This window comes from Lactobacillus sp. ESL0785 (genome assembly GCF_029395455.1).
Taxonomy (GTDB): Bacteria; Bacillota; Bacilli; order Lactobacillales; family Lactobacillaceae; genus Lactobacillus.
In genome coordinates this window covers 1,006,666-1,029,683 of record NZ_CP113916.1, presented here as the reverse complement: position 1 = coordinate 1,029,683, position 23,018 = coordinate 1,006,666, and the positions used below count along the sequence as shown (strand labels likewise).

Genomic DNA, 23,018 nt, shown 5'->3' with positions numbered 1-23,018 from the left:
AATCGCAAATGCTTTTTTATCCAAAATCAATAAAATTTGCTAAGAGTTGCTGCTGGCAATCGTCAAATCATCGCTTTTTTGCTATACTGGTTCAAGGTGAAAGTAATGGACGAACTCGTTAAAAATGAATTATTGGGCGATTTATACGCATATTATGGTCAGCTCCTAACTAAGGGTCAGCAAAGTTATTTTGAAGATTATTATTATGATGATCTTTCTTTGGGCGAAATTGCTGCTAACCACAATGTGTCACGGCAGGCAGTCTATGATAATCTGCGCCGCTGCCGAAAACTTTTAACCAATTATGAAGCAAAACTGCACATGCATAAAGACTATAATGAAATAGAGCAAAAGTTAGTGGCAATTGCTGATGCAGTCGCCCAGGATCAGCATGAAGAAGCATTAATTAAAATTAAGCAATTATTAGGAAAAATGAGGGGAGAATGACTCAATGGCTTTTGAAAATTTAAGTGAACGAATTCAAAAAGCGTTGCGGAATTTAACTGGCAAGGGCAAAATTTCTGAAGAAGACATTAATAATGCCAGCCGTGAAATTCGGCTAGCATTGCTTGAAGCCGACGTTAACTTTAAGGTTGTTAAAGATTTTATTAAAAAAATCAAGGAAGAGGCCTTAGGTAAGGAGGTCCAGGAAAGTTTAAATCCGGGCCAACAGGTCATTAAAATTGTTAATGATGAGTTAACCAAGATGATGGGTGAGAGTGCTGTCGGTCTGAATAAGTCCAAGCATATTCCAACTATTATTATGATGGTCGGTCTGCAAGGTACTGGTAAGACAACCACCGTTGGTAAGTTAGCTAATCGGTTGATGCAAAAAGAAAAAGCTCGGCCGCTGTTAATTGCCGGCGATATTTATCGTCCGGCCGCAATTGCCCAGCTTGAACAAATCGGTGCCGAATTGAAGGTTCCCGTTTATAGTGAAAAAGACCAGTCAGACGTTGCCCAAATTGTGCAAAATGGGTTAAAACAAGCTGATGCCAATAAAAATGACTACGTAATTATTGATACGGCTGGTCGTCTGGAAATTGACGAACCGTTAATGGAAGAACTTGAGCAGGTTAAGCAGGTGTCACAGCCAGACAACATCTTGTTAGTCGTTGACGCGATGACCGGTCAAGCTGCAACTGATGTCGCTAAGGGCTTTGATAGTCGCTTAGATATTACCGGAATTATTTTAACTAAGCTTGATGGTGATACCCGTGGTGGTGCGGCACTGTCGATTAGGGCAGTTACAGGTAAGCCGATTATCTTTACTGGTCAAGGCGAAAAGTTGACAGACTTAGAACAGTTCCATCCAGACCGGATGGCTTCGCGGATTTTGGGCATGGGTGATATGCTGACTTTGATTGAAAAGGCTCAGCAAGATTATGATGCCAAAAAGGCCGAACAAGTTGCCGAAAAGATGAAGGAAAATACCTTTGATTTTAACGACTTTGTTGATCAACTTGACCAAGTTGAAAAGATGGGACCACTTGACCAAGTCATGAAAATGATTCCAGGACTTGCTAATAATCCGCAATTAAAGAATATCAATATTGATAAAAAGCAAATTTTGCATGTCAAAGCCATTGTGTCTTCAATGACAGAGGCTGAACGTGAAGATCCAGAATTACTTAATCCAAGTCGGCGAAGAAGAATTGCCTCAGGCTCTGGTCGACCAGTGGTTGAAGTTAATCGTATGATTAAGCAATTTAAGCAGGCCCGCGAGATGATGAGTAAGATTACCAAAGGTAATTTTAAGGGCATGAGTAATTTGCCCGGAATGGACTCACCAATGGCCAAGATGGCAATGCGGCGAATGGGTAAAAAGTTTAAAAAGAACAAGAAAAAGCGCATGAAGATCAAACGGTATCATTCATAATTACCTGTTAAGTAAAAACACTTTACACCTGCGGCAAAAGATGCTATATTAGTAATCGTTAAGTTTTAGGAGGATATTATTTATGTCAGTAAAAATTCGCATGCGCCGGATGGGTGCTAAGAGAAACCCATTTTACAGAATCGTTGTTGCAGACTCAAGAATGCCACGCGATGGTCGTTTCATCGAAGAAGTTGGTTACTACAACCCAGTTGCAGTCCCAAAGGAATTAAAGCTTGATGAAGACAAGATTTTTGAATGGCTGCAAAAGGGTGCACAACCTTCAGATACTGTTAGATCACTTCTTTCAGGTGCTGGCTTGATGAAGAAGTTGCACGAAGCAAAACAAAGCAAATAATGAATTTGTAGTTAGAGGTTTGGAGTATAATACTTCAAACTTTTTTCTTACTTGGATTTAGGAGAATACATGCACTTTTATGATGTAGCACATATTGTGGCAACACACGGCTTAAAGGGTGAAGTTAACGTTGTCCTAGTAACTGATTTCCCTGAAGAACGGTTTGCTCCTGGCAGTAAATTAACTCTCAAAGAAGATAACAAACGTGTTTTAACGGTGGTAAATGGTCGTCCTTTCAAAAAAGGCTGGCTTATTCAATTCGCAGAAGTTAGCGATATTGATCAGGCAGAGCAATTAAAGGGTCAGACCTTGGTTATAAGTGAAGATGAGCAGCATGATTTGCCAGCTGGCACTTATTATTATCGTGACATTTTAGGCTGTACAGTGATCGATAATTTAACTGGCGCAAATTTGGGTAAGGTGACAGAGATTGCATCTCCTGGAGCTAATGATGTCTGGCAGATAACAGAGGAATCAGGCAATGAATATTTAATTCCCTATATTGATGATGTAGTTAAGAAAATTGATGTTCCAGCCAAGCAGATTTATGTTGAATTAATGGCGGGGTTACGCGATGAAGATTAATGTTTTAACACTCTTTCCTGATATGTTCGTACCGCTAAAAACTTCAATGCTAGGACGGGGACTAGAAGATAACAAGTGGCAGCTTAATCTGGTTAACTTTCGCGATTTTACTAGTGATAGCCATCATCATGTTGACGATACGCCTTATGGTGGTGGTGCCGGGATGGTTTTGCAGATTATGCCGATTAAAAAAGCATTGGATTCGTTAACCAATAAAGGTAAAGTAATTATTACTGCCCCGCAAGGTCAGACCTTTAACCAGCAAATGGCGCAAAAATGGTCTAAAGAAGAAAATTTGACTTTTATTTGTGGTCATTATGAAGGCTTTGACCAACGGATTTACGATTTGGCTGATGAGACAGTGTCAATTGGTGATTATGTCTTAACTGGTGGTGAATTACCAACAATGAGTATGATTGATGCTACTGTACGGTTATTACCGGGAATTTTGGGTAATGCTGCTTCGCCAGTTGAAGAAAGTTTTTCACACGGCTTGCTTGAATATCCACAATATACACGGCCGGAAAACTTTGCGGGATTAGAGGTTCCTGAGGTTCTGACATCAGGTAATCATCAAAAAATTGCTGAGTGGCGCCATAAAGAAGCATTAAGAGTAACTTATCAGGCACGTCCAGATATGCTGGAAAATTATGATTTAAGCTCGGAAGAACGAGATTGGCTTGCAGAATTTAAAGAAGAAGACAAGACTTGATTTAATAAATTAAGTTTGTTAAACTATTCCAAGTGCAGCTATTACAGCTACACTAAGAGTTATGGGTGTTCCGCTGACGCAGGTAGCGCTGATGAACGCCGCAGAAGGAGAAAATATGGATCCATTAATTCAAGAATTGACTAAAGAACAATTACGTGATGATATTCCTGACTTCCGCGCTGGTGACACTGTTCGTGCTCACGTTCGCGTTGTTGAAGGTACTCATGAACGTATTCAGATGTTCGAAGGTGTCGTAATTAAGAGAAAGGGTACTGGCATTGCTGCAACTTACACTATTCGTAAGATTGCTTCTGGTGTTGGTGTTGAACGTACTTTCCCAGTTAACGACCCACGTGTAGCTAAGGTTGAAGTATTGCGTCATGGTCGTGTACGTCGTGCTAAGCTTTACTACTTACGTGAACGTCATGGTAAGTCTGCAAGAATCGCAGAAAAGCGTCGTTAATTCGCACTTTACCATTAAAAAAGAACCATCTTTTAAAAAGATGGTTCTTTTTTTGTTACTTGTGGTACGATAAAAATATGTTTCTATAATTGGAGAGTGATAAAATGAGTGAACCGTTTTTAATGCAATTTGATCCAAGTCCTAGCGCCGTGCTAGATCCCAACCATGAGCGCACTGAGCTTGATTATCATTTTCCTAAGAAATTATTATTTGCCTTTATTACTTCTGAGGCAATTGCTGAATTTTTGGTAGGGTACGAGCATCAAGAAATTGGTGTATTTGAGTGCTTTGAGGGTCCAACCAAAATTTATGAGGTGCAGCTAGAAAATGAAAAAATCACCTTTTGTCAGGCAAAGATTGGTGCTGCGGCAGCTGTGGAATTGCTTGATTGGTTAATCGGTTATGGTGTAAGGCAGGTTATTGCCATTGGTTCTGCTGGCGTACTGGTTAATTTGCCGGAAAATTATTTTTTGGTGCCAATTAGGGCAATTCGTGATGAAGGAACGTCATTTCATTACGCGTCAGCAGATAATTTTATTAGCTTAGAAAGTCCTTATTTACGACGAGTAGAAAAGCTAATGCAGCAGAATAATTTTAAAGTAAAAGAAGTTACCACTTGGACAACCGATGGTTTTTTCCGCGAGACGCCAGCTAAAGTTAAGCAGTTTAAGGAGTTGGGTGCTTCTTGCGTTGAAATGGAATGTGCAGCCTTAGCCGCGTGCGCAAACTTTCGCCAGGTAGATTTTGCGCAAATCCTGTTTACGGCGGACTCTTTAAGTGATTTAGAAAAGCATGAGGACCGCGGCTGGGGTAGGGAGGCACACGATATAGCTTTGCAATTAGGAGCACAAATTTTGTTTAAAATCTAGCATAATGCTTGTGAAAATTACTGTCGTGGAACTAATGTGAAACTCTATAAAAATTCACAATCAAAAATATAAAGGTTGATATATAAGCGATAGCATGAAATTATTATCAAAAAGTTTGTGAAATAAGATTGTCTAGTAGATGTGGAAAGTCTCAAATGTCTTGAAATGAAAGCGATAATACGTGATGAAGTATCCAAAATGGTTAATAGAAAAAGTACAGCTTCGGTCGCAAGGAATGAAGTTGGAGGGATTAAATGAAGGTGCGGGACCTAAACATCCAGCACTAATGATTGTTGGAGAAGCTCCGGGTCGAGATGAAATTGTTTCCCATGTCCCGTTTCATGGTAGTTCAGGTAAGGAATTAATGAAATCGCTGGCTTTAATTGGACTTGGACGAGATGATGTTTATATTACTAGTGTTGTGCGTAGTCGCCCTTACACAACTAAAAAGGTATTTAGTAAAAAGGAAAATAAGGAAGTTATCAAGCATCCTAACCGTAAACCGACTAAAAAAGAAATGTTAGCCCATGCGCCCTTTTTTGATTATGAAGTTGCTTATGCGCAGCCTAAAGTTATCGTCACAGTTGGTGGCACAGCAATTGAGCGTCTGTTAGGTGCGGGGCACAGTATTTCTAAGGAACATGGCCAAATAATAAAAAATACTCCGATTTTGCAGTTAAATCAGCAGGAAACAGGGTACGAATGGTCGCATGAAAAGTATACAGTTGCATTTCAATATCATCCGGCTGCAATTTTTTATAATCGAAAATTGACAGAAGATATTAAGCAGGATTGGCTCGCTTTAAAACCATACGTAAATATTAAAAAAGACTAGAGCTTAGTTAAGCTCTAGTCAATTATAGGTTTAATTAATATTATTTCGATAAAGACCTACAACTTTACCGAGGACTTGCACGCGATTAAGAATGATTGGGGACATCATATCGTTTTCTGGTTGCAAGCGGTAATGGTCTTTCTCTTTATAAAAGCGCTTGACAGTAGCTTCATTTTCTTCAGTCATTGCCACCACGATCTCACCGTTGATAGCAGAGCTTTGCTTGCGCACAATAACATTATCACCGCTTAAAATACCAGCATTAATCATACTTTCGCCGTGTACTTTTAACATGAAGAGGTCACCAGCATCGTTGGCTAAATCTGGTGGTAGAGGGAAATAATCTTCAATATCTTCAACAGCTAAGATTGGTTGTCCGGCCGTAACTACGCCAACAATCGGAATTTCAGTAGGCTTAATGCCTAAAACTTTCTTACCTTCAGCAGTGATTTCAAGAGCTCGAGGTTTAGTTGCATCTTTAATCAAAAGCCCTTTACGTTCGAGTCTTGACAAATGACCGTGGACAGTTGAAGTTGAAGAGAGTTTGACAGCTGCACAAATTTCACGCACAGTAGGTGGGAAACCACGATCTTCAACGGTTTTATAAATATAGCGTAATATTTCTAATTGTTTAGAATCATGATTAAGTGACATAATTTCTCCCCATTACTATCAAATAAATTTTCTATGAATTTAGTTTACCAAAAATTAATCTTGAATACAAACAAATGTTCTAAGGACTCAAACTTTTTTTCTGTGAGTAAATACGGTAAACTTTTTTAATAAGAGGTGTAAATTATGACTGATAATGATGAAAAAAAGATGGTTGACCGGATTAATGAGCTATATCGTAAGAAAAAAGCTACTGGTCTTAATGCCGAAGAAGAAGAGGAACGTAAGAAGCTGCACCAAGAATTTTTAAAGAATTTTCGGGCTAGTTTTAAGCAAAACGTTGAAGATATGGTTATTTTAGATAAAAATGGTAAGGAAATTACGTCAGAAAAGGCTAAACAGGCACAAAGACGTAAAGGTCTAAGAAAAGATTAATTTTAATCTTTAATTTTGGCGCAAGTTTAGGTAAGATAGAACTATTGAATAATTTGAGGAGTTAATTTTTATGAATTTGCCATTAGCAATTGTTTTAATTATTGTTGCACTATTAGTCGGCTTAATTGGTGGCTTTTATGGTGCAAGATCATACATGAAGAAATATTTTAAGGAAAATCCACCAATCAGTGAAGATATGATTGTTGCGATGATGTCACAAATGGGACAAAAGCCATCTGCTAAGAAGGTTAACCAAGTGATGAACATGATGAAGCATCAAAATAATTAATCTTAAGATTGACTAGTAAAGACGGGGATTGTCCTCGTCTTTTTTTATGCAAATCAGATAGGAATAAAATGAGTATATTTTTTAAACTAGGTTGGTTTTTTAAGAAGGAGAAGAAGCGATATTTAATTGGTATTACCTTTTTAGCTTTGACTTCAGTAGTAAATTTAGTGCCGCCACGAATTTTAGGCTTGATGGCAGATCAGCTCGATCAGGGACACATTAATTGGATACAATACGGTATATTGATTTTAGCAATTATTGTCGCGGCGTTACTTTTATATGGTTTTCGCTATTTTTGGCGCAAACAAATTTGGGGTGGTGCAGCAGAATTAGAGCGGCAGTTGCGGTCTAAATTATTTCACCACTTTATGATTATGGATCGTACTTTTTATCAGCGTCATCGCACTGGTGACCTGATGGCCCACGCGACAAATGATGTGTCGGCAATTCAAGACGTAGCTGGCGCTGGTGTGTTGACCTTGGTTGATTCGTTAATTATGAGTGTATCGACCATGGTTGCGATGATTATTTTTGTTGATTGGCGATTGACAATTGTTGCTTTATTGCCACTGCCAGTTTTGGCGTGGGGAGCATGGCAATTAGGTAATCATTTACATGATGCCTTTGACAAGTCCCAGGCTGCTTTTTCACGCTTAAATAATAAAACTCAAGAGTCAGTTTCAGGAATAAAAGTCATTAAGACTTTTGGGCAGGCACAAGAGGACACAGTAGCTTTTGACCAAATGGTTGCTGATACCATTCAGATTAATAAAAAAGTCTTCAAGTGGGATGCCTTGTTTGATCCGCTAGGGACAATTATTATCGGTCTAACATACACGATTACAATTATTTATGGCGGGTTGCTGGTAGTTAATAAGGCTTTAACAATTGGGCAATTAGTTTCTTTTATTGCCTACATTGGTAACATGGTTTGGCCGATGTTTGCCATTGGTTACTTATTTAATATTTTGGAGCGAGGCAGTGCCAGTTATGACCGAGTTGAAAAGTTGCTGAATGAGCAGCCGCAAATTACCGATCAACATGCCGATGAAAGCTTGAAGGCAAACGATTTAGTTGGTGATTTAAATTATCGAATTAATTCGTTTGCTTACCCCGATGAACCGCAAATTCCCGTACTTCACCAGATTGATTTTACGTTAAAGCAAGGGCAAACTTTGGGATTAGTAGGTAAAGTCGGTTCAGGTAAGACGACAATTATTCAATTGTTATTACGTGAATTTGATAAATATGATGGTCAGATTACATTAAACGGCCACGATATTCGTACAATTTCGCTTAATGTTTTATTACGCCAAATTTCGTATGTGCCGCAAAATAATTATCTGTTTTCAACGACTATTCAAAAAAATATTGCTTTTGCGCAAGCTGATACTGAAGATGCTGCAATTATTAGTGCAGCTAAAAAGAGTGATTTACATGATGATATTTTGCAAATGCCAGCTGGCTATCAAACATTGGTCGGTGAAAATGGGGTTTCACTTTCTGGCGGTCAGAAGCAGCGGATGGCGATTGCGCGGGCATTACTTAAACAAAGTCAAATTTTGGTGCTGGACGATGCGTTATCAGCAGTCGATGCCCGAACTGAGATAGCAATTTTAAAATCGCTGGCTAAAGAACGCGCTGGTAAGACAACGATGATTGCAACGCATAGATTAACTTCAGTAATGAATGCTGACCTGATTTTAGTTTTAAAAGATGGTGCGGTTGTTGAACGCGGCACGCATCAACAATTACTTGCTGCCAATGGTTGGTACGCAGCAATGTGGCACAAGCAGGAATTAGAAGAGAAGGTGGGTGAGTAAAATGGATGAACAACAGGAATCAGTATGGTCAAAAGAGATCCCAATTAAAGAGCAATTAAGTATTTTTAAACGTTTAGTACGATTTGTCTTGCAATTTAAGAACGAAATGATTATTGCCGGGATTGGTGCATTGTTAGTTAGTATGATTAACATGCTTTTGCCGTATGGTTTGCAGTTCTTTCTTGATAATTATTTGGTTAAAGCTAATGTGACAACGCAAATTATTTTGTTTGCTGGACTACTTTATGCCGGAGGCTCACTTATTAAGGGAATCTTGCAATTCACTTATGAATACTTCTTTTCTTTAGGGTCAGAGAAGTCACTCGAGGGTTTAAGAGCCCAACTTTATAAAAAACTTCATACTTTAGGGATGCGGTATTTTGACCAAACTCCGGCAGGTTCAATCGTGTCGCGGGTAACTAACGATACGATGACGTTAAGTAATTTTTTAACGGTAATTTCTAGTGTGGTGCTATCGTTATTTTCAATTATTTCTGCCTTAGTTGCGATGTTTGCCACTAATAAGCTGGCTGGGCTGATTGTGTTGGCTTTTTTACCAATTTCATTTTTGATTATTTGGCAGTATGCTAGACATAGTTCTAAACTATATCGGAATTATCGTGAGCGTCTAAGTCGCATCAATACTAATTTAAATGAATCAATTGAGGGTGTTTCCTTAATTCAACAATTTAAGCAAGAAAAGCGAATGACGGGTAATTTTGAGCATGAAAACGCGGCGTTAATGAAAACGCGATTTAGTATGATCAACTTAAATTCTTTATTGCTTTCGCCTCTAACCAGTTTACTTTATTCGCTAGCTTTAGCATTGACTTTAATGTATTTTGGCTTTCCATTGCGGCAAACATTTGTACCTGCGGGCGTTGTTTATGCTTTTTCGCAGTATATTTCACAATTTTTTAATCCAATTTCTAACTTAATGGACCAGATGACTTTCTTTCAAGATGGGATTGTTGCCGGCAAAAGAATTTTTCGTATTTTGGATGATACTAATTATGAGCCGCAGCAAAATGTTCAAGCAGGATTGACGATTACGCGGGGCAAGATTGAATTTAAGCACGTTAGTTTTTCTTATGATGGTCAAAATGAAATTTTACATGATATTTCATTTACAGTTAATCCTGGCGAAACCTTAGGGATTGTGGGCCATACAGGTTCTGGTAAAAGTTCGATTATTAACGTGATGATGCGGTTTTATGAATTTTATCAAGGCGAGGTTTTAATTGATGGCGTAGACATCAAAAAATATCCTAAAAAAGAATTACGTCAAAAATTAGGATTAGTTCTACAAGATCCTTTTATGTTTTACGGTGATATCAGTTCCAATATTCGCTTGTATAATGATCAAATTACAGATCAGCAAATTAAGCAAGCTGCTGAAACTGTTCAGGCTGCTGATTTTATCGAAAAGTTACCGGGTAAATATCATGCAGTAGTTGGTGAAGGTGGCAGTGAATTTAGTCAAGGTCAAAGACAATTAATTTCGTTTGCCCGAACTTTAGTAACAGATCCCAAAATTTTGGTTTTGGACGAAGCAACGGCAAATGTGGATACCGAAACAGAAACTTTAATTCAAGCGGGGTTACGGCGATTACGTCAAGGTCGAACCACACTGGCAATTGCGCACCGGTTGTCAACAATTGTTGATGCTGATCAGATTATTGTTCTTAATCAAGGCCGGATTATTGAACGTGGTACGCATGAAGAACTATTGGCTCAAAAGGGTTACTACTATAACCTGTATACTTTGCAAAATCAAAATTAGCGTAGATAAGCTTTTAAAGCTTGTCGGCGTTTTTTTGTCTATTGACAGCGGTTACATAAAAGCGTAAATTTTAATTATACACAATTTTAGTTATATTGTATTTTAATGTAAGAGAGTGACTGAATAATGGAATATCATAAAATTGACCAGACAGACAGAGAAAATTTGCGTAAGTTAATTGCGGAACCTGAGCGCTTTATTACGCAGCCGACTGAACATTGGGATCATGACCAGTTTAGAACGGTTAGAGCAATGCCTGAATTAGTAATTCAACCTGTTAATAATGACGAAATTGCTGGGGTAGTTAAATATGCTAATGACCACCAAATTCCGTTAGTTCCTCGGGGCAACTCTACAGGTTTAATGGGTGCCAATTTAAATGTTAACGGCGGCATTTCACTTGATATGGTCAAGATGAATCGCGTTTTGGAATATGATCCAGATAGTTTAACAATGACAGTTCAGGCAGGAATTAGATTAAAGGACATTGACGAATATTTAGCTGATAAGCCGTTTACTTACATGCCTGCACCAGCAATGCACTGGGCTACAATTGGTGGTAATGTTTCGACTAATGCTGGTGGTCTGAAAGCAATCAAATATGGTGTAACAAGAGAACATATCCGCGAATTAAAGGTTGTATTGACAGACGGTAAATTATATAAGTTTGGCTCAAAAGCCGTAAAATCAGCATCAGGTTATTCATTAAAAGATTTAATTATCGGGTCTGAAGGTACCTTGGGTGTTGTCACAGAAGTAACTCTGCGACTGTATCCTAAGCCACATAAATCGATTAATGCCATCATTCCATATCCAACTTTGAATGACGCAATAAGATCGGTGCCAGCAATTTTAGCATCAGGTGTAGTTCCAACAACAGTTGAATTTATGGGTCGTAAAGTAATTAATTTATGGGAAGAGTATGCCGGAGAGCAATTTCCAATTAAGAACGGTGACGGTTTTATTATCTTAGGTCTAGATGCCTTTACTGATGAAGAATTAAAGGTAGAACTTGAGCAAACGTTGAAGGCAGTTAAGTCATTTAATGCTGAAGATGCTGTTATTTTAGCAGCTGACTCGGCAGAAGCAAAGAAAATTTGGGAATGCCGTGAAGCATTGTTATTAGCAATTCAAAAATCTACACCAAAAATGGATGAAATTGATATTTGTGTTCCAATTAATCATATTCCAGATGTATTGGATAGAATTGAGGAATTGGAAACTGAGCTGCATATCAGAATTCCTAATTTTGGTCATGCTGGCGATGGTAATTTGCATATTTACCTTTGCTCGGATAAGATGAATGAGCAAGAATATGCTGAAACCAGTAAAAAAGTAATTAATGAATTATATAAGACGGCAAAAGCTCTTGATGGCAATATGTCAGGTGAACATGGTATTGGTTATGCTCGGGCTAATAATTTTGAGGACTTTTATGGTCATGATTATACCGAATTATTGCGTAAAATTAAGTGTTTGCTTGATCCCCATGATATTTTAAATCCAGGTAAGATTTTTAATCTATAATTATTTATTTTAGATAGAAAAAACCTAGCATTCCAATTAGGATGCTAGGTTTTTTATGTGTAAATTATTTATTCAACATATAATCCCGTGTTAACGGTAAGTTTTTACCAGATGGGCCTTTGGTAATTAAATATTGAACTACATCGATATTGCCGGATTCAAATGAAGCTGCACAGGCTTGTAAATATAAATCCCACATTCGCGTGAAGCGTTCACCCATCATCTTTTGAACTTGTTCACGATTTTTGTTAAAGTTGCGGTCCCAAATTTCTAGTGTGCGTTGATAATGACGTCTGAGCATTTCAAGATCGTCAACTTGTAGGTTGCTGGCAATAATATGGCTAATGTTTTCGTTTAATCCGGGAACATAACCACCTGGGAAAATGTATTTGGTAAGCCATGCGTTGGTGGCACCTCCTTGCTGGCGCGTAATCCCGTGAATAAGGGCAACACCATCTTTTTTCAGGTATTTAGCGACATCATTAAAGTATTCACCGAGATTTTCTTTACCGACATGTTCAAACATACCAACAGAAGTAATATAATCCCATTCTCGTGCATCAAGTTCGCGGTAATCTTCTAGTTTGATTTCTGCAACATCTTGCAAATTTTGGTCATAAATTTTCTTTTGTACTAATTTATATTGCTCTTCACTTAATGTTACGCCAGTAACTTTTAAGCCATATTCTTTAGCAGCAGTGAGCATTAACGTTCCCCAGCCACAGCCAATGTCAAGGAGGGTTTTACCTTTTTCAGGATGTAATTTGTTTAAAATATGATGAACTTTTGCCAGTTGTGCTTGTTCAAGATTATCTTGGTTATCAGCAGTAAAGTAAGCGCAAGAATAAGTCAAAGTTGGATCAAGCCATAATTTATAAAAATCATTGCCAATATCGTAGTGACTTTGGACATCTTTTTCACTTTGCTCTTCAGTATGTTTTTGTTCAGGTAAGAATTTACGAAATTTATTTGATCGTAAAAAGCTGCCAGCACTTTCATAAGCACCATAAATTAGTTTTTGTAAACTGCCTTTAACTTCAATTTTTTTATCCATGTAGGCTTCACCAAGTGCCAATGAAGCATTGCGAGAAATTGCTGAAATTGGAATTTTTTCTTTAAAAATGATTTCAATTTCAGGATTGCCATTACCGTAAATTTCGCTTTTGCCGTCCCAGTAAGTAACTTTAACTGGAAAAGGAAAAGACTTGCTAAGCATCATTTTGTAAAATGTTTTTTCTAACAATTTTAAAATTCCTCCATTCATTCATAATTATTATTTTATTTTAACACTAGTAAAAAAAGATTGGGCTCATAACGAGTCCAACCTTTTTATTTAGGAATATAACGAAAAGCAGGGTTGTGTTCTTGATCAATCTGATCCCAAGCAGTCTGCAATTGTTGATCAAATAGGGCTTCATTTTCATGAGATAAGCGCATTTTTCGATCAATTTGCATTGGTTTACCGAAGCACACATCAAGCGGCTGCCGTTTTAATAAACCGCCAAAGGTAATTGGTCCTTGATAAACTACGGGAACAATAGGAGCACCAGACAATTTAGCAATAGCTAAAGTGCCGCCTTTTAATTCGGCTGAGTGTCTTGTGCCAGAGGGAAAAATAATTAATGAATAATTACCCTTTTTCAATCCTTTAATGGGAATTTTAAGTGCTGATGGCCCCGGATGCTTACGATCAACGGCAAAAGCGTGTGCATGCTTAAGAATGAAGCGTAAAAGCGGATTTTTAAATAATTCGATTTTAGCCATGAACATAAATTCTTTAGGACTTGCTGCTAGAGCAAACAAAATCGGCTCCCACCAGGTTCTGTGAGGTGCCGCTAAAATATAATTGCCTTCAGGGATGCGGTCTTGATGATAAACATGCAAATGGCCGTTGATAACCCAGACGACAAAACGCGCAACAACGCGAATAAAATGATAAAACATGATTAAACTCCTCCACTTGTTGTAAAATATTATAGCAAAGCTCAGGGAGAGGACAAAATTTTATGGTGAAACTGGCAAAAAATGAACGAATTGATTATATGTATAGCGATGATTTGAAAATTATTCAGGACAAAACAGCTTTTAGTTTTTCACTAGATACACTGTTGCTGGCAGCAGCAGCTAAAGAAATAATTCGTGATAAGTCTAAGGTTGCGGATTTATGTGCTGGTAATTGTGCTGCTAGTATTTATTTAGCATATTTTAATCATGCTAAATATGATGCGGTTGAAATTCAGGCAGCAGCGGCTTCACAAGCTCGGCGGTCAATTGTATTAAATCAAATGGAAAATCGAATAACAGTTTTTCAAAAAAATGTTAAGGACGCCACCAGTTTTTTACGTAAAGACTCTTATGATGTGGTGGTTGTTAATCCACCATATTTTAAGGTTCCCGTGGGACATGAAGTTAATCCTGATCCGAAAAAGGCAATTGCCCGCCATGAAATTTTGATTAATTTAGAAGAAATAATTGCAACTGCTAGTGGGCTATTAAAAATGAAAGGCAAATTTTTTATGGTACACCGACCAGAGCGCTTAAATGAAATTGCCTATTATTGTATTAAGCACGATTTAAGTATTAAGCTGGTACAGCCGTTTGTTTCTCATCGCGGGGATAATAGTAATTTAATTATTATTGAAGCAGTTAAGCATACAGCAAGTGATGGCTTGGTCTTAAAAGATGCAATTGAAGTTCACGACAAGGATGGTAATTTTTTGCCGCCAATTCAGCGTATTATTCGCGAAACACCTGAGGATCGTGCGCAAAGACAACAGGGCAAGGACTATTATTTTTATGTTTTACTTTGCAGCGATGGCAGTTTTTATGGTGGCTTTACTGATGATTTACAAAAACGACTGACAGCGCATAATTCAGGTAAAGGTGCCAAGTATACTAAGGCAAGACGACCAGTAAAAATGATTTATCACGAAAAATTTACTGATAAAAATTTGGCATTGAAGCGCGAATATTGGTTCAAGCACCATTCAAGACAATGGAAAGAAAAGTTCTTGCATGAGCATGCAATTAATTTTTAGTCTTGCATCTTACAGTTAAATCTAGTATCCTATTAAGGTGCGTCTAATGAGATACACATGTAAAACACATCAAGAGCGATCAATGTTTTGGTGCCAAACACTTGGCGAAATGTTGAAATGACCGCTTGAGAAGGATAAAACCATAGGAGGAATTTATTATGTCAGTAGTTTCAATGAAACAATTACTTGAAGCTGGTGTCCATTTTGGTCACCAAACTAGAAGATGGGATCCAAAGATGGCTCCTTATATTTTCACTCAAAGAAATGGTATCTACATCATTGATTTGCAAAAGACAATCAAAATGTTGGATGATGCTTATGCTTTTGTTAGAGCAGTTGCTCAAGACGGCGGCGTAATTCTTTTTGTCGGAACTAAGAAGCAAGCTCAAGATTCAATTGCTGAAGAAGCAACTCGTGCTGGTCAATACTACGTTAACCAACGTTGGTTAGGTGGTACTTTGACTAACTGGAAGACAATCCAAAGCCGAGTACAAAGATTAAAAGATTTAAAGAAGATGTCAGAAGACGGTACCTTTGATGTATTACCAAAGAAGGAAGCTTCACTTTTGACTAAGGAAATGGACAAGCTTGAAAGATTCTTAGGTGGTATTGAAGATATGCCTAGAATTCCTGATGTTTTGTTTGTTGTTGATCCTAAGAAGGAAAAGATTGCTGTTCACGAAGCTAATATTTTAGGTATTCCAGTTGTCGCAATGGTTGACACTAATACTGATCCAAATCCAGTTGATGTTGTTATTCCTTCAAACGATGACGCTATCCGTGCTATTCGCTTAATTTCAGGTGCAATGGCTGATGCTGTTATTGAAGGTAAGCAAGGTCAAGACGATAACGATGAAAGCATTGAAGTCGAAATGGCTAACGGTGCTGCTGATACTGAAGATGCAGAAGAAAGCAAAACTGAAGAAGATTCAGATCAAGAATAGTTTTTACTGTTTCTAACAAGGAGGACAAGCATGGCAAATATTACTGCTAAGCAAGTTAAAGAATTACGTGATCGTACTGGTGCCGGTATGATGGACTCCAAGAAGGCCTTAGTTAAGGCTGATGGAGACATTGAAAAGGCAATTGACATCTTAAGAGAAAACGGTGTTGCCAAGGCTGCTAAGAAGTCTGGTAGAATTGCTGCCGAAGGTTTAGCTGAATATGCCTTTGATGGTAATACAGCTGCTTTAGTTGAAATTAATTCAGAAACTGACTTTGTTTCATCAAATGATAAGTTTATCAAATTAGTTGATGATGTTACTAAAGCAATTCTTGCTGCTAAACCAGCTAATGTTGAAGAAGCATTGGATGCTCCAATGGGAGACTCAACTATTGGTAAGGAAATTACTAATTTAACTGCTGTTATTGGTGAAAAGATCACTTTGAGAAGATTTGATTTAATTACCAAGAACGATGATGAAGTCTTTGGTGCATACAAGCACAATGGTGGTGCAATTGTTGCTCTTGTTACCTTGAAGGGTGGCAATGAAGAAGCAGCTAAGAATATTGCAATGCACGTTGCTGCTATTAATCCAGAATACTTAAACAAGGATTCCGTTCCTAAAGCTGATTTTGACCGGCAAAAAGAAGTTTTCACTAAGGAAACTGAAAATGAGGGTAAGCCAGCTAAGATCGTTCCTAAGATTGTTGAAGGTCGGGTAAACAAGTACTTAAGTGAAATTTGTTTAGTTGATCAACCTTACGTTAAGGATTCTGACAAGACTGTTGCTGAATATGCTAAGTCAGAAGGTGGCGAAGTTGTTGCTTATACTCGTTACGAAGTTGGCGAAGGTATTGAAAAGAAGCAAGAAGACTTTGCTGCTGAAGTAAAAGAACAAATGAAGTAATTTCTTTGTTGGTTAAAAAAAGAGAGGGATAGATACCTTCTCTTTTTTTCTGGAAAAATTGTTGTCTTTTATTTTGTGGTCGGACAATTACCTGTGTAATATGGTAAAATATTTAGATGATAGAGGAGGTCACTATGACTAAAGTTAAATATAAGCGGGTTATTTTAAAAATTTCTGGTGAGGCCTTAGCTGGTGATAAGGGAACAGGGATTGATCCTACGGTTATCAGTCACTTAGCTCAAGAAATCAAATCGGTTCATGACTTGGGAGTCGATATTGGTGTAGTTTGTGGTGGTGGCAATATGTGGCGCGGCGAAACTGGTGAGAAGCTGGGCATGGAACGTTCACAAGCCGATTATATGGGAATGCTAGCTACAATTATGAATGGCTTGGCTCTTCAAGATGGGTTAGAGCACGTTGGTGTTCCGACAAGATTACAAACTTCAATTGAAATGCGGCAAATTGCGGAACCTTACATTAGAAGAAAAGCCATTCGTCATTTAGAAAAAGGCCGTGTAGTCATTATGGGTGGTGGTACTGGTAATCCATACTTCTCAACTGATACTACTGCTGCACTTCGTGCCGCTGAAATTAATGCTGATGTTATTTTAATGGCTAAAAATGGTGTTGATGGTGTTTACTCTGCTGACCCTAAACTTGATCCAAATGCAACAAAGTATCATGAATTAACGCAACTTGATTTAATTGCAAAAGATTTGAAAGTAATGGATCGAACGGCGAGCTCACTCTCGATGGATACCAATATTCCGTTAATTGTATTTAATGTTAATACTCAAGGTAATATTAAAAGAGCAGTCATGGGTGAACCAATTGGTACTGTTATTGAAGGTGGTAAATAATGAATAACGAAACAATTAAAAAAGCTCAAGAAAATATGGATAAGTCAATTACGGTCTTTCAAAAGAACTTGGGTTCAATTCGTGCTGGTGTTGCAAATGCTGCAATTTTAGAGGGTGTAAAAGTTGATTACTATGGTGCACCAACTCCATTAACGCAAATGTCTAGTGTGACAATTCCAGAACCGCGCGTATTACTAATTACACCGTACGATCAAAGTAGTTTGGACAATATTGAACATGCATTGATGGCTTCAAACTTAGGTTTGACACCAGCTAATGATGGTAAAGTAATCAGATTAGTGATTCCACAATTAACTGGTGAACGGCGTCAAGAAATTGCTAAGCAAGTTAATAAATTGGCTGAAGAAGCAAAAATTGCGGTTAGAAATGTTCGCCGTGATGCAATGAATAGTCTTAAAAAACAAGAAAAAGACGACGAAATTACGGAAGATGAGCAACGTACGTTAGAAAAGCAAGTTCAAAAAATTACGGATAATGCAACTAAGAAAATCGATGATTTAGCTGACCAAAAGCGGACAGAAATTACGCAAGGTTAAATAATGACAGCAAAGAATCAATTAAATCACCTTGCCATTATTATGGACGGTAATGGACGCTGGGCACGTAAGCAAGGAAAGCCGCGTGTTGCCGGACATCATGAGGGTATGAATAATGTTGAGCGAATTACTTTAGCCGCTGATAAGTTAGGTATCAAGGTTTTATCGCTTTACGCTTTTTCAACAGAAAATTGGGCTCGACCTAAAGAAGAAGTTGCCTATTTAATGAATTTACCAGTACGCTTTTTTGACAAGTTTATGCCAATTTTGATGGCAAATAATGTTAAAGTCAACATTATGGGGTATTTAGATCAATTACCTAAAAAGACGTATAATGTTGTTCAACGGGCAATGGCTGAGACTGCCAATAATACAGGATTAATTCTGAATTTTGCGTTTAATTATGGTGCACGAAGTGAGATTACGTCTGCCGTTAAAGAATTAGGTGGAATGATTGAAAGCGGCGCGTTAACGAGTAATCAGATTGATGAAGAAATGATTTCACAGCGGTTAATGACAGCTAAATTTGGTAAATTTCGGGATCCTGACTTGGTAATCAGAACGTCAGGTGAGCAGCGTTTGTCTAATTTTTTACTTTGGCAAGTTGCTTATTCTGAATTAGCTTTTAGTCCTAAAAGCTGGCCTGATTTTACAGAGAACGATCTGTGTAAGTTTGTTAATGAATTTCAAAACCGTAACCGTCGTTTTGGTAAGGTTGATGAATCAGATAGTTAGGTAGTTTATATGAAACAAAGAGTTATTACAGCAGTTATTGCTTTAATTTTATTTATTCCCATCGTTTGTGTTGGTGGGCCATGGATAGATTGGTTAACAGTTGCTTTTGCGGCTGTTGGCATCAGTGAAATCTTCTTAATGAAGAAACAAATTTTAGTTTCAGTCAATTTTTTGTTAGCATTACTCGCAACTATTATTTGGGCGGTGCCAGATAGCTTTATTACGTGGTTGCCGTGGCAATGGTCAAAGTATGGCATGTACTTTGCAATTATTATGTTGATGCTGACATGGACCGTTTTATCAAAGAATAAGACAACATTTGATGATATTGGTGTTTACACATTGTCGTCTTTATATATTGGTACAGGTTTTCATTATATGGCTGCCATTAGAAATGGTTCTAATGGCTTAGCTTTACTTTGCTATGTTTTCGTTGTTGTCTGGTTGACTGATACTGGAGCCTATATGATTGGTCGTAAGGTTGGCAAGCACAAGTTATGGCCAGTAATTAGCCCGAACAAGACATGGGAAGGTTCAATTGGTGGTACACTATGTGCTGTTATTTGCGCAGCAATTTATGTTTATTGTGTTAACGTCGGTTATCCGCAAATTCAAATGATCATTGCCGCATTTTTCTTATCAATTGTTGGTCAAATGGGTGACTTAGTTGAATCTGCTTATAAACGTTTTTATGGCGTAAAAGATTCTGGTAAAATTTTGCCGGGACATGGTGGTATTTTGGATCGTTTCGACAGCATGTTGTTTGTTTTACCGGTAATGGCTGCTTTATTAGGCATGATGCACTAGGAGAATTCTATTGAAGGGCATACTAATCTTTTTAGTTGTATTTGGAATATTGGTCTTTGTCCATGAGTTTGGTCACTTTATTGTTGCTAAAAAATGTGGTATTTTAGTACGCGAATTTTCAATTGGCATGGGGCCGAAACTCTTTCAGGTGCGGCGTAATCCAACGACATACACTATTCGCTGGCTACCACTTGGAGGCTACGTTCGCTTAGCAAGTAAAGATGATGAAACTAAACTAGATCCAGGAATGATAGTCGTTTTACAGTTAAATGAGCAAAATGAAGTTGTTAAAATTGACGCTTCAGAGTCAGAAATTCCAATTGCGGGAATTCCTGTGCAAGTTAAGGCTGCTGATCTTGTTGATGAGTTAGTTATTACGGGTTATGAAAATGGTGATGAGAACAGGGAAGTTACTTATCACGTTAATCATGATGCAACGATTATTGATCAATCTAAGACCGAGCTGGTCATTGCGCCACGGGATACTCAGTTTCAGCAAGCTAATGTTTGGCAAAAATTAGCAACTAATATTGCTGGACCGTTAATGAATATTATACTAGGCTTTGTTGTCTTTTTATTGTGGACATTTACAGTCCCTGGTCCGTCTACAACGACGGTTGGTCATGTCACTTCAAATTCACCAGCACAGTTTGCCCGCATTAAGCCGGGATCTAAGTTTGTTGCAATTAATAGTCATGAAATTAACACTTTTGATGATCTTGCACAACGAATTGATCAAAGTAAAGGCAAAAAGATTGCTGTTACTTTAGTTAAAAATGGTCAGCGACAAACTGTTAGTGTTAAACCGAAGGCAATTAAGGTTGCTGGCCAAACAGAATACCAAATTGGCATTCAGGCTAAAAGCGATGAGCGCGCAGCTAGCAAATTAAAACGTGGCTGGAATACAGCAGTTGCAACTACCGGCATGATTTTTAATGCTGTTGGGGGGCTATTTCGTCATTTTAGTCTAAACAAGTTATCTGGCCCTGTAGGAATTTATTCAGAAACTGCGCAAGTTTCTAAAATGGGTTTTGCGTATATTTTGGCCTTTTTGGCAATGATTTCAATTAACTTAGGAATTGTTAATTTGATTCCAATTCCCGGCCTTGATGGTGGTAAATTCTTATTAAATATTATTGAAATTGTTCGTGGTAAACCAATTTCTGAAGATCATGAAGCCATTGTTGAATTAATTGGTTTTGGTTTGTTATTAATCTTAATTATTGCAGTTACTGGTAATGATATTTATCGTTACTTTATCAAATAGAAAATTTTTATTTTTCTTGGGGGAAATCTAATGCGTCAATCTAAATTATTTATGCCGACTTTAAAAGAAGCACCTTCAGATGCAGTGGCAAAAAGTCATCAGTTAATGCTTCGTGGAGGATATATTCGCCAGGTTACAGCAGGTGTGTATGCTTACTTGCCATTAGGCTATCGCGTTTTGCGCAAGGCTGAGAACATTATGGAAGAAGAAATGGCAAAGATTAATGTTCCTGAAATGTTGATGCCACATTTTTTACCAGCGTCATTGTGGGAAGAATCTGGTCGGTTACAAAAATATGGTCCTGAAATGTTCCGTTTGAAGGATCGTCATGGCCGTGAAAGTCTGCTGGGGCCAACTCATGAGGAAACTTTTACTGAAATTGTAGCTAAAAATATAAAGAGTTACAAACAAATGCCAATTGCTCTTTACCAAATTCAGACAAAGTACCGTGATGAAAACCGGCCACGTTTTGGTTTACTGCGTGGTCGTGAATTTATTATGCTTGATGCGTATAGTTTTGCGGCAACTCGTGAGCAATTAGATGAACAATTTGACGATGAAAAGCGCGCTTTTGAAGCTATTTACCGTCGTTGTGGTGTCCAAGTTAATCCTGTTATTGCTGATTCAGGCACAATGGGGGGTAAGAATTCAACTGAATTTCAAGCTCCAGCTGCAATTGGTGAAGATACAATTGCAACTAATGAAACAGGCACTTATTCTGCTAACCTTGAGATGGCAACCAGTGTTGATACTTTTAAACAAGATCAAGAAGATGCACAAGAATTAGTTGAAGTTGCTACTCCAGAGCAAGAAACAATTGCTGATTTAGTTGACTTTATGCAAGTGCCAGCTACGAGAATTGTTAAGAGTGTTTTATATATTGTAAATGAGCAAGAACATGTTTTAGTACTAATTCGTGGTGATAAGCAAATTAATGAAGTTAAGTTAACTCACTTGCTCGATGCTGATACTTTACGAGCAGCAACTGACGAAGAATTAGTTACAATTACTGGTGCTGCTAAAGGTGGCGTTGGTCCAGTTAAGGCAGATTGGGCTGATAAAATTATTGCTGATGAAACTGTAAAGAATCTTTATAATGTTGTTGTTGGTGCTAATAAGACAGGCTACCAATTAAAAAATGCTAATCTTGATCGCGATTTTAAAGTTGATCAATTTGGTGATATTCGGGTGGCTAATGAAGGCGAACCAGATCCTATTGATCATTTACCATTGAAATTTACAACTTCAATTGAAGTTGGTCATATTTTTAAGTTAGGAACTTATTATACTGAAACAATGGGTGCGAATTTCTTAGATCAAAATGGAAAAACGCAGCCTGTGATTATGGGTTCATATGGGATTGGTGTAACTAGAATGTTATCTGCTGCAGTTGAGCAGCATGCAACTAAGTTTGGTATTGCTTGGCCAAAAGAAATTGCCCCATTTGACTTGCACATTGTCCAAATGAAAATGAAGGATGCAGAACAAACTAAGTTAGCCGAAGAATTAGATCAGAAGTACAGTTTGAATTATGATGTATTATACGATGATCGAAATGAACGTGCTGGGGTTAAATTTGCTGATGCTGATTTGGTTGGGGCACCAATTAGGATTACAATTGGTAAAAAGGCTAGCGAAGGCATTGTTGAAGTTAAGAAACCAACTGATGATAAGGCTAGTGAAATTTCAGTTGCTGAATTAGATAATTTTATAAATAAAGAGTTAGGATAATTTTTC

General features: G+C 37.8%; 25 protein-coding genes. 22 read left to right on the top strand and 3 right to left on the bottom strand.

Translation table 11 applies throughout. The features are described from left to right. Positions 1 to 105: 105 nt before the first annotated feature. The 8 genes from ylxM to OZY43_RS04955 all read left to right on the top strand — a co-directional run bounded on the left by ylxM (position 106) and on the right by OZY43_RS04955 (position 5,698). Entirely contained in the window at positions 106 to 447 is a 342-nt protein-coding gene (gene ylxM / locus OZY43_RS04990; RefSeq protein WP_277163973.1) for a YlxM family DNA-binding protein, read from the top strand. 4 nt (positions 448 to 451) lie between these two features. Beyond that, a complete protein-coding gene (gene ffh, locus OZY43_RS04985; RefSeq protein ID WP_277163972.1) occupies positions 452 to 1,879 on the top strand; it encodes a signal recognition particle protein in 1,428 nt (475 codons plus the stop codon). Positions 1,880 to 1,961: 82 nt separating this feature from the next. Continuing rightward, on the top strand, positions 1,962 to 2,234 hold the full coding sequence (gene rpsP, locus OZY43_RS04980) for a 30S ribosomal protein S16 (RefSeq protein WP_277163971.1): 273 nt from the start codon (positions 1,962 to 1,964) through the stop codon (positions 2,232 to 2,234). A 69-nt stretch (positions 2,235 to 2,303) separates the two neighbouring features. After that, positions 2,304 to 2,819, top strand: coding sequence for a ribosome maturation factor RimM (rimM, locus tag OZY43_RS04975; protein ID WP_277163970.1), 516 nt, complete (start codon positions 2,304 to 2,306; stop codon positions 2,817 to 2,819). Next, the gene (trmD, locus tag OZY43_RS04970; RefSeq protein ID WP_277163969.1) at positions 2,809 to 3,531 is read left to right on the top strand and encodes a tRNA (guanosine(37)-N1)-methyltransferase TrmD; all 723 of its coding nucleotides are present in this window, start codon (positions 2,809 to 2,811) and stop codon (positions 3,529 to 3,531) included. The genes rimM and trmD overlap by 11 nt, the downstream gene beginning before the upstream one ends. A gap of 115 nt (positions 3,532 to 3,646) precedes the next feature. Beyond that, positions 3,647 to 3,994 (top strand): 50S ribosomal protein L19, encoded by a 348-nt coding sequence (gene rplS, locus OZY43_RS04965; protein WP_277163968.1) that lies wholly within the window; start codon positions 3,647 to 3,649, stop codon positions 3,992 to 3,994. A gap of 104 nt (positions 3,995 to 4,098) precedes the next feature. Next, positions 4,099 to 4,863 (top strand): nucleoside phosphorylase, encoded by a 765-nt coding sequence (locus OZY43_RS04960; RefSeq protein ID WP_277163967.1) that lies wholly within the window; start codon positions 4,099 to 4,101, stop codon positions 4,861 to 4,863. 184 nt (positions 4,864 to 5,047) lie between these two features. Then, positions 5,048 to 5,698, top strand: coding sequence for a uracil-DNA glycosylase (locus tag OZY43_RS04955; protein WP_277163966.1), 651 nt, complete (start codon positions 5,048 to 5,050; stop codon positions 5,696 to 5,698). A gap of 30 nt (positions 5,699 to 5,728) precedes the next feature. Here OZY43_RS04955 and lexA read toward each other — a convergent pair whose 3' ends face one another. After that, the gene (lexA, locus tag OZY43_RS04950; RefSeq protein WP_277163965.1) at positions 5,729 to 6,352 is read right to left on the bottom strand and encodes a transcriptional repressor LexA; all 624 of its coding nucleotides are present in this window, start codon (positions 6,350 to 6,352) and stop codon (positions 5,729 to 5,731) included. Between the two features lie 144 nt (positions 6,353 to 6,496). On the opposite strand from lexA, the gene OZY43_RS04945 reads away from it, so the two are divergent. From OZY43_RS04945 to OZY43_RS04925, 5 genes are all read left to right on the top strand, one after another. Then, positions 6,497 to 6,745: a DUF896 domain-containing protein gene (locus OZY43_RS04945; RefSeq protein ID WP_277163964.1), complete on the top strand. Its 249-nt coding sequence runs from the start codon at positions 6,497 to 6,499 to the stop codon at positions 6,743 to 6,745. Between the two features lie 70 nt (positions 6,746 to 6,815). After that, on the top strand, positions 6,816 to 7,034 hold the full coding sequence (locus tag OZY43_RS04940) for a YneF family protein (RefSeq protein WP_277163963.1): 219 nt from the start codon (positions 6,816 to 6,818) through the stop codon (positions 7,032 to 7,034). Positions 7,035 to 7,102: 68 nt separating this feature from the next. After that, positions 7,103 to 8,857 carry an ABC transporter transmembrane domain-containing protein gene (locus tag OZY43_RS04935; RefSeq protein ID WP_277163962.1) on the top strand — a complete coding sequence of 585 codons (1,755 nt, stop codon included), beginning with the start codon at positions 7,103 to 7,105 and terminating at the stop codon, positions 8,855 to 8,857. A gap of 1 nt (position 8,858) precedes the next feature. Continuing rightward, entirely contained in the window at positions 8,859 to 10,640 is a 1,782-nt protein-coding gene (locus tag OZY43_RS04930; protein WP_277163960.1) for an ABC transporter ATP-binding protein, read from the top strand. Between the two features lie 126 nt (positions 10,641 to 10,766). Continuing rightward, positions 10,767 to 12,167 (top strand): FAD-binding oxidoreductase, encoded by a 1,401-nt coding sequence (locus OZY43_RS04925; RefSeq protein ID WP_277163959.1) that lies wholly within the window; start codon positions 10,767 to 10,769, stop codon positions 12,165 to 12,167. A gap of 64 nt (positions 12,168 to 12,231) precedes the next feature. On the opposite strand, the gene OZY43_RS04920 is transcribed toward OZY43_RS04925, so the two are convergent. Next, complete coding sequence (locus OZY43_RS04920; protein ID WP_277163957.1) at positions 12,232 to 13,410, bottom strand: cyclopropane-fatty-acyl-phospholipid synthase family protein; 1,179 nt, start codon at positions 13,408 to 13,410, stop codon at positions 12,232 to 12,234. Between the two features lie 86 nt (positions 13,411 to 13,496). After that, a complete protein-coding gene (locus OZY43_RS04915) occupies positions 13,497 to 14,111 on the bottom strand; it encodes a 1-acyl-sn-glycerol-3-phosphate acyltransferase (protein ID WP_277163956.1) in 615 nt (204 codons plus the stop codon). 62 nt (positions 14,112 to 14,173) lie between these two features. Between OZY43_RS04915 and OZY43_RS04910 the strand changes: the two genes are divergently transcribed. The 9 genes from OZY43_RS04910 (at position 14,174) to OZY43_RS04870 (ending at position 23,012) form a co-directional block, all read left to right on the top strand. Then, positions 14,174 to 15,205 carry a GIY-YIG nuclease family protein gene (locus tag OZY43_RS04910; protein WP_277163955.1) on the top strand — a complete coding sequence of 344 codons (1,032 nt, stop codon included), beginning with the start codon at positions 14,174 to 14,176 and terminating at the stop codon, positions 15,203 to 15,205. Between the two features lie 158 nt (positions 15,206 to 15,363). Continuing rightward, the gene (gene rpsB / locus OZY43_RS04905) at positions 15,364 to 16,149 is read left to right on the top strand and encodes a 30S ribosomal protein S2 (RefSeq protein ID WP_277163953.1); all 786 of its coding nucleotides are present in this window, start codon (positions 15,364 to 15,366) and stop codon (positions 16,147 to 16,149) included. Between the two features lie 30 nt (positions 16,150 to 16,179). Then, on the top strand, positions 16,180 to 17,055 hold the full coding sequence (gene tsf / locus OZY43_RS04900; protein ID WP_277163951.1) for a translation elongation factor Ts: 876 nt from the start codon (positions 16,180 to 16,182) through the stop codon (positions 17,053 to 17,055). Positions 17,056 to 17,189: 134 nt separating this feature from the next. After that, positions 17,190 to 17,915: a UMP kinase gene (gene pyrH / locus OZY43_RS04895; RefSeq protein ID WP_277163950.1), complete on the top strand. Its 726-nt coding sequence runs from the start codon at positions 17,190 to 17,192 to the stop codon at positions 17,913 to 17,915. Next, positions 17,915 to 18,472 (top strand): ribosome recycling factor, encoded by a 558-nt coding sequence (gene frr, locus OZY43_RS04890; RefSeq protein ID WP_277163949.1) that lies wholly within the window; start codon positions 17,915 to 17,917, stop codon positions 18,470 to 18,472. The genes pyrH and frr overlap by 1 nt, the downstream gene beginning before the upstream one ends. Positions 18,473 to 18,475: 3 nt before the next feature. Next, positions 18,476 to 19,207: an isoprenyl transferase gene (locus OZY43_RS04885; protein WP_277163947.1), complete on the top strand. Its 732-nt coding sequence runs from the start codon at positions 18,476 to 18,478 to the stop codon at positions 19,205 to 19,207. A 9-nt stretch (positions 19,208 to 19,216) separates the two neighbouring features. After that, the gene (locus OZY43_RS04880) at positions 19,217 to 20,014 is read left to right on the top strand and encodes a phosphatidate cytidylyltransferase (RefSeq protein WP_277163945.1); all 798 of its coding nucleotides are present in this window, start codon (positions 19,217 to 19,219) and stop codon (positions 20,012 to 20,014) included. A 10-nt stretch (positions 20,015 to 20,024) separates the two neighbouring features. Continuing rightward, positions 20,025 to 21,281, top strand: coding sequence for an RIP metalloprotease RseP (rseP, locus tag OZY43_RS04875; protein WP_277163943.1), 1,257 nt, complete (start codon positions 20,025 to 20,027; stop codon positions 21,279 to 21,281). 30 nt (positions 21,282 to 21,311) lie between these two features. Further along, a complete protein-coding gene (locus OZY43_RS04870; protein WP_277163942.1) occupies positions 21,312 to 23,012 on the top strand; it encodes a proline--tRNA ligase in 1,701 nt (566 codons plus the stop codon). Positions 23,013 to 23,018 lie beyond the last annotated feature (6 nt).

Excerpts from the sequence above, each read along its gene's own strand:
- ylxM (WP_277163973.1), top strand. The coding sequence starts at position 106 with ATGGACGAACTCGTTAAAAATGAATTATTGGGCGATTTATACGCATAT.
- ffh (WP_277163972.1), top strand. The coding sequence starts at position 452 with ATGGCTTTTGAAAATTTAAGTGAACGAATTCAAAAAGCGTTGCGGAAT.
- rpsP (WP_277163971.1), top strand. The coding sequence starts at position 1,962 with ATGTCAGTAAAAATTCGCATGCGCCGGATGGGTGCTAAGAGAAACCCA.
- rimM (WP_277163970.1), top strand. The coding sequence starts at position 2,304 with ATGCACTTTTATGATGTAGCACATATTGTGGCAACACACGGCTTAAAG.
- trmD (WP_277163969.1), top strand. The coding sequence starts at position 2,809 with ATGAAGATTAATGTTTTAACACTCTTTCCTGATATGTTCGTACCGCTA.
- rplS (WP_277163968.1), top strand. The coding sequence starts at position 3,647 with ATGGATCCATTAATTCAAGAATTGACTAAAGAACAATTACGTGATGAT.
- OZY43_RS04960 (WP_277163967.1), top strand. The coding sequence starts at position 4,099 with ATGAGTGAACCGTTTTTAATGCAATTTGATCCAAGTCCTAGCGCCGTG.
- OZY43_RS04955 (WP_277163966.1), top strand. The coding sequence starts at position 5,048 with ATGAAGTATCCAAAATGGTTAATAGAAAAAGTACAGCTTCGGTCGCAA.
- lexA (WP_277163965.1), bottom strand. The coding sequence starts at position 6,352 with ATGTCACTTAATCATGATTCTAAACAATTAGAAATATTACGCTATATT.
- OZY43_RS04945 (WP_277163964.1), top strand. The coding sequence starts at position 6,497 with ATGACTGATAATGATGAAAAAAAGATGGTTGACCGGATTAATGAGCTA.
- OZY43_RS04940 (WP_277163963.1), top strand. The coding sequence starts at position 6,816 with ATGAATTTGCCATTAGCAATTGTTTTAATTATTGTTGCACTATTAGTC.
- OZY43_RS04935 (WP_277163962.1), top strand. The coding sequence starts at position 7,103 with ATGAGTATATTTTTTAAACTAGGTTGGTTTTTTAAGAAGGAGAAGAAG.
- OZY43_RS04930 (WP_277163960.1), top strand. The coding sequence starts at position 8,859 with ATGGATGAACAACAGGAATCAGTATGGTCAAAAGAGATCCCAATTAAA.
- OZY43_RS04925 (WP_277163959.1), top strand. The coding sequence starts at position 10,767 with ATGGAATATCATAAAATTGACCAGACAGACAGAGAAAATTTGCGTAAG.
- OZY43_RS04915 (WP_277163956.1), bottom strand. The coding sequence starts at position 14,111 with ATGTTTTATCATTTTATTCGCGTTGTTGCGCGTTTTGTCGTCTGGGTT.
- OZY43_RS04910 (WP_277163955.1), top strand. The coding sequence starts at position 14,174 with ATGGTGAAACTGGCAAAAAATGAACGAATTGATTATATGTATAGCGAT.
- rpsB (WP_277163953.1), top strand. The coding sequence starts at position 15,364 with ATGTCAGTAGTTTCAATGAAACAATTACTTGAAGCTGGTGTCCATTTT.
- tsf (WP_277163951.1), top strand. The coding sequence starts at position 16,180 with ATGGCAAATATTACTGCTAAGCAAGTTAAAGAATTACGTGATCGTACT.
- pyrH (WP_277163950.1), top strand. The coding sequence starts at position 17,190 with ATGACTAAAGTTAAATATAAGCGGGTTATTTTAAAAATTTCTGGTGAG.
- frr (WP_277163949.1), top strand. The coding sequence starts at position 17,915 with ATGAATAACGAAACAATTAAAAAAGCTCAAGAAAATATGGATAAGTCA.
- OZY43_RS04885 (WP_277163947.1), top strand. The coding sequence starts at position 18,476 with ATGACAGCAAAGAATCAATTAAATCACCTTGCCATTATTATGGACGGT.
- OZY43_RS04880 (WP_277163945.1), top strand. The coding sequence starts at position 19,217 with ATGAAACAAAGAGTTATTACAGCAGTTATTGCTTTAATTTTATTTATT.
- OZY43_RS04870 (WP_277163942.1), top strand. The coding sequence starts at position 21,312 with ATGCGTCAATCTAAATTATTTATGCCGACTTTAAAAGAAGCACCTTCA.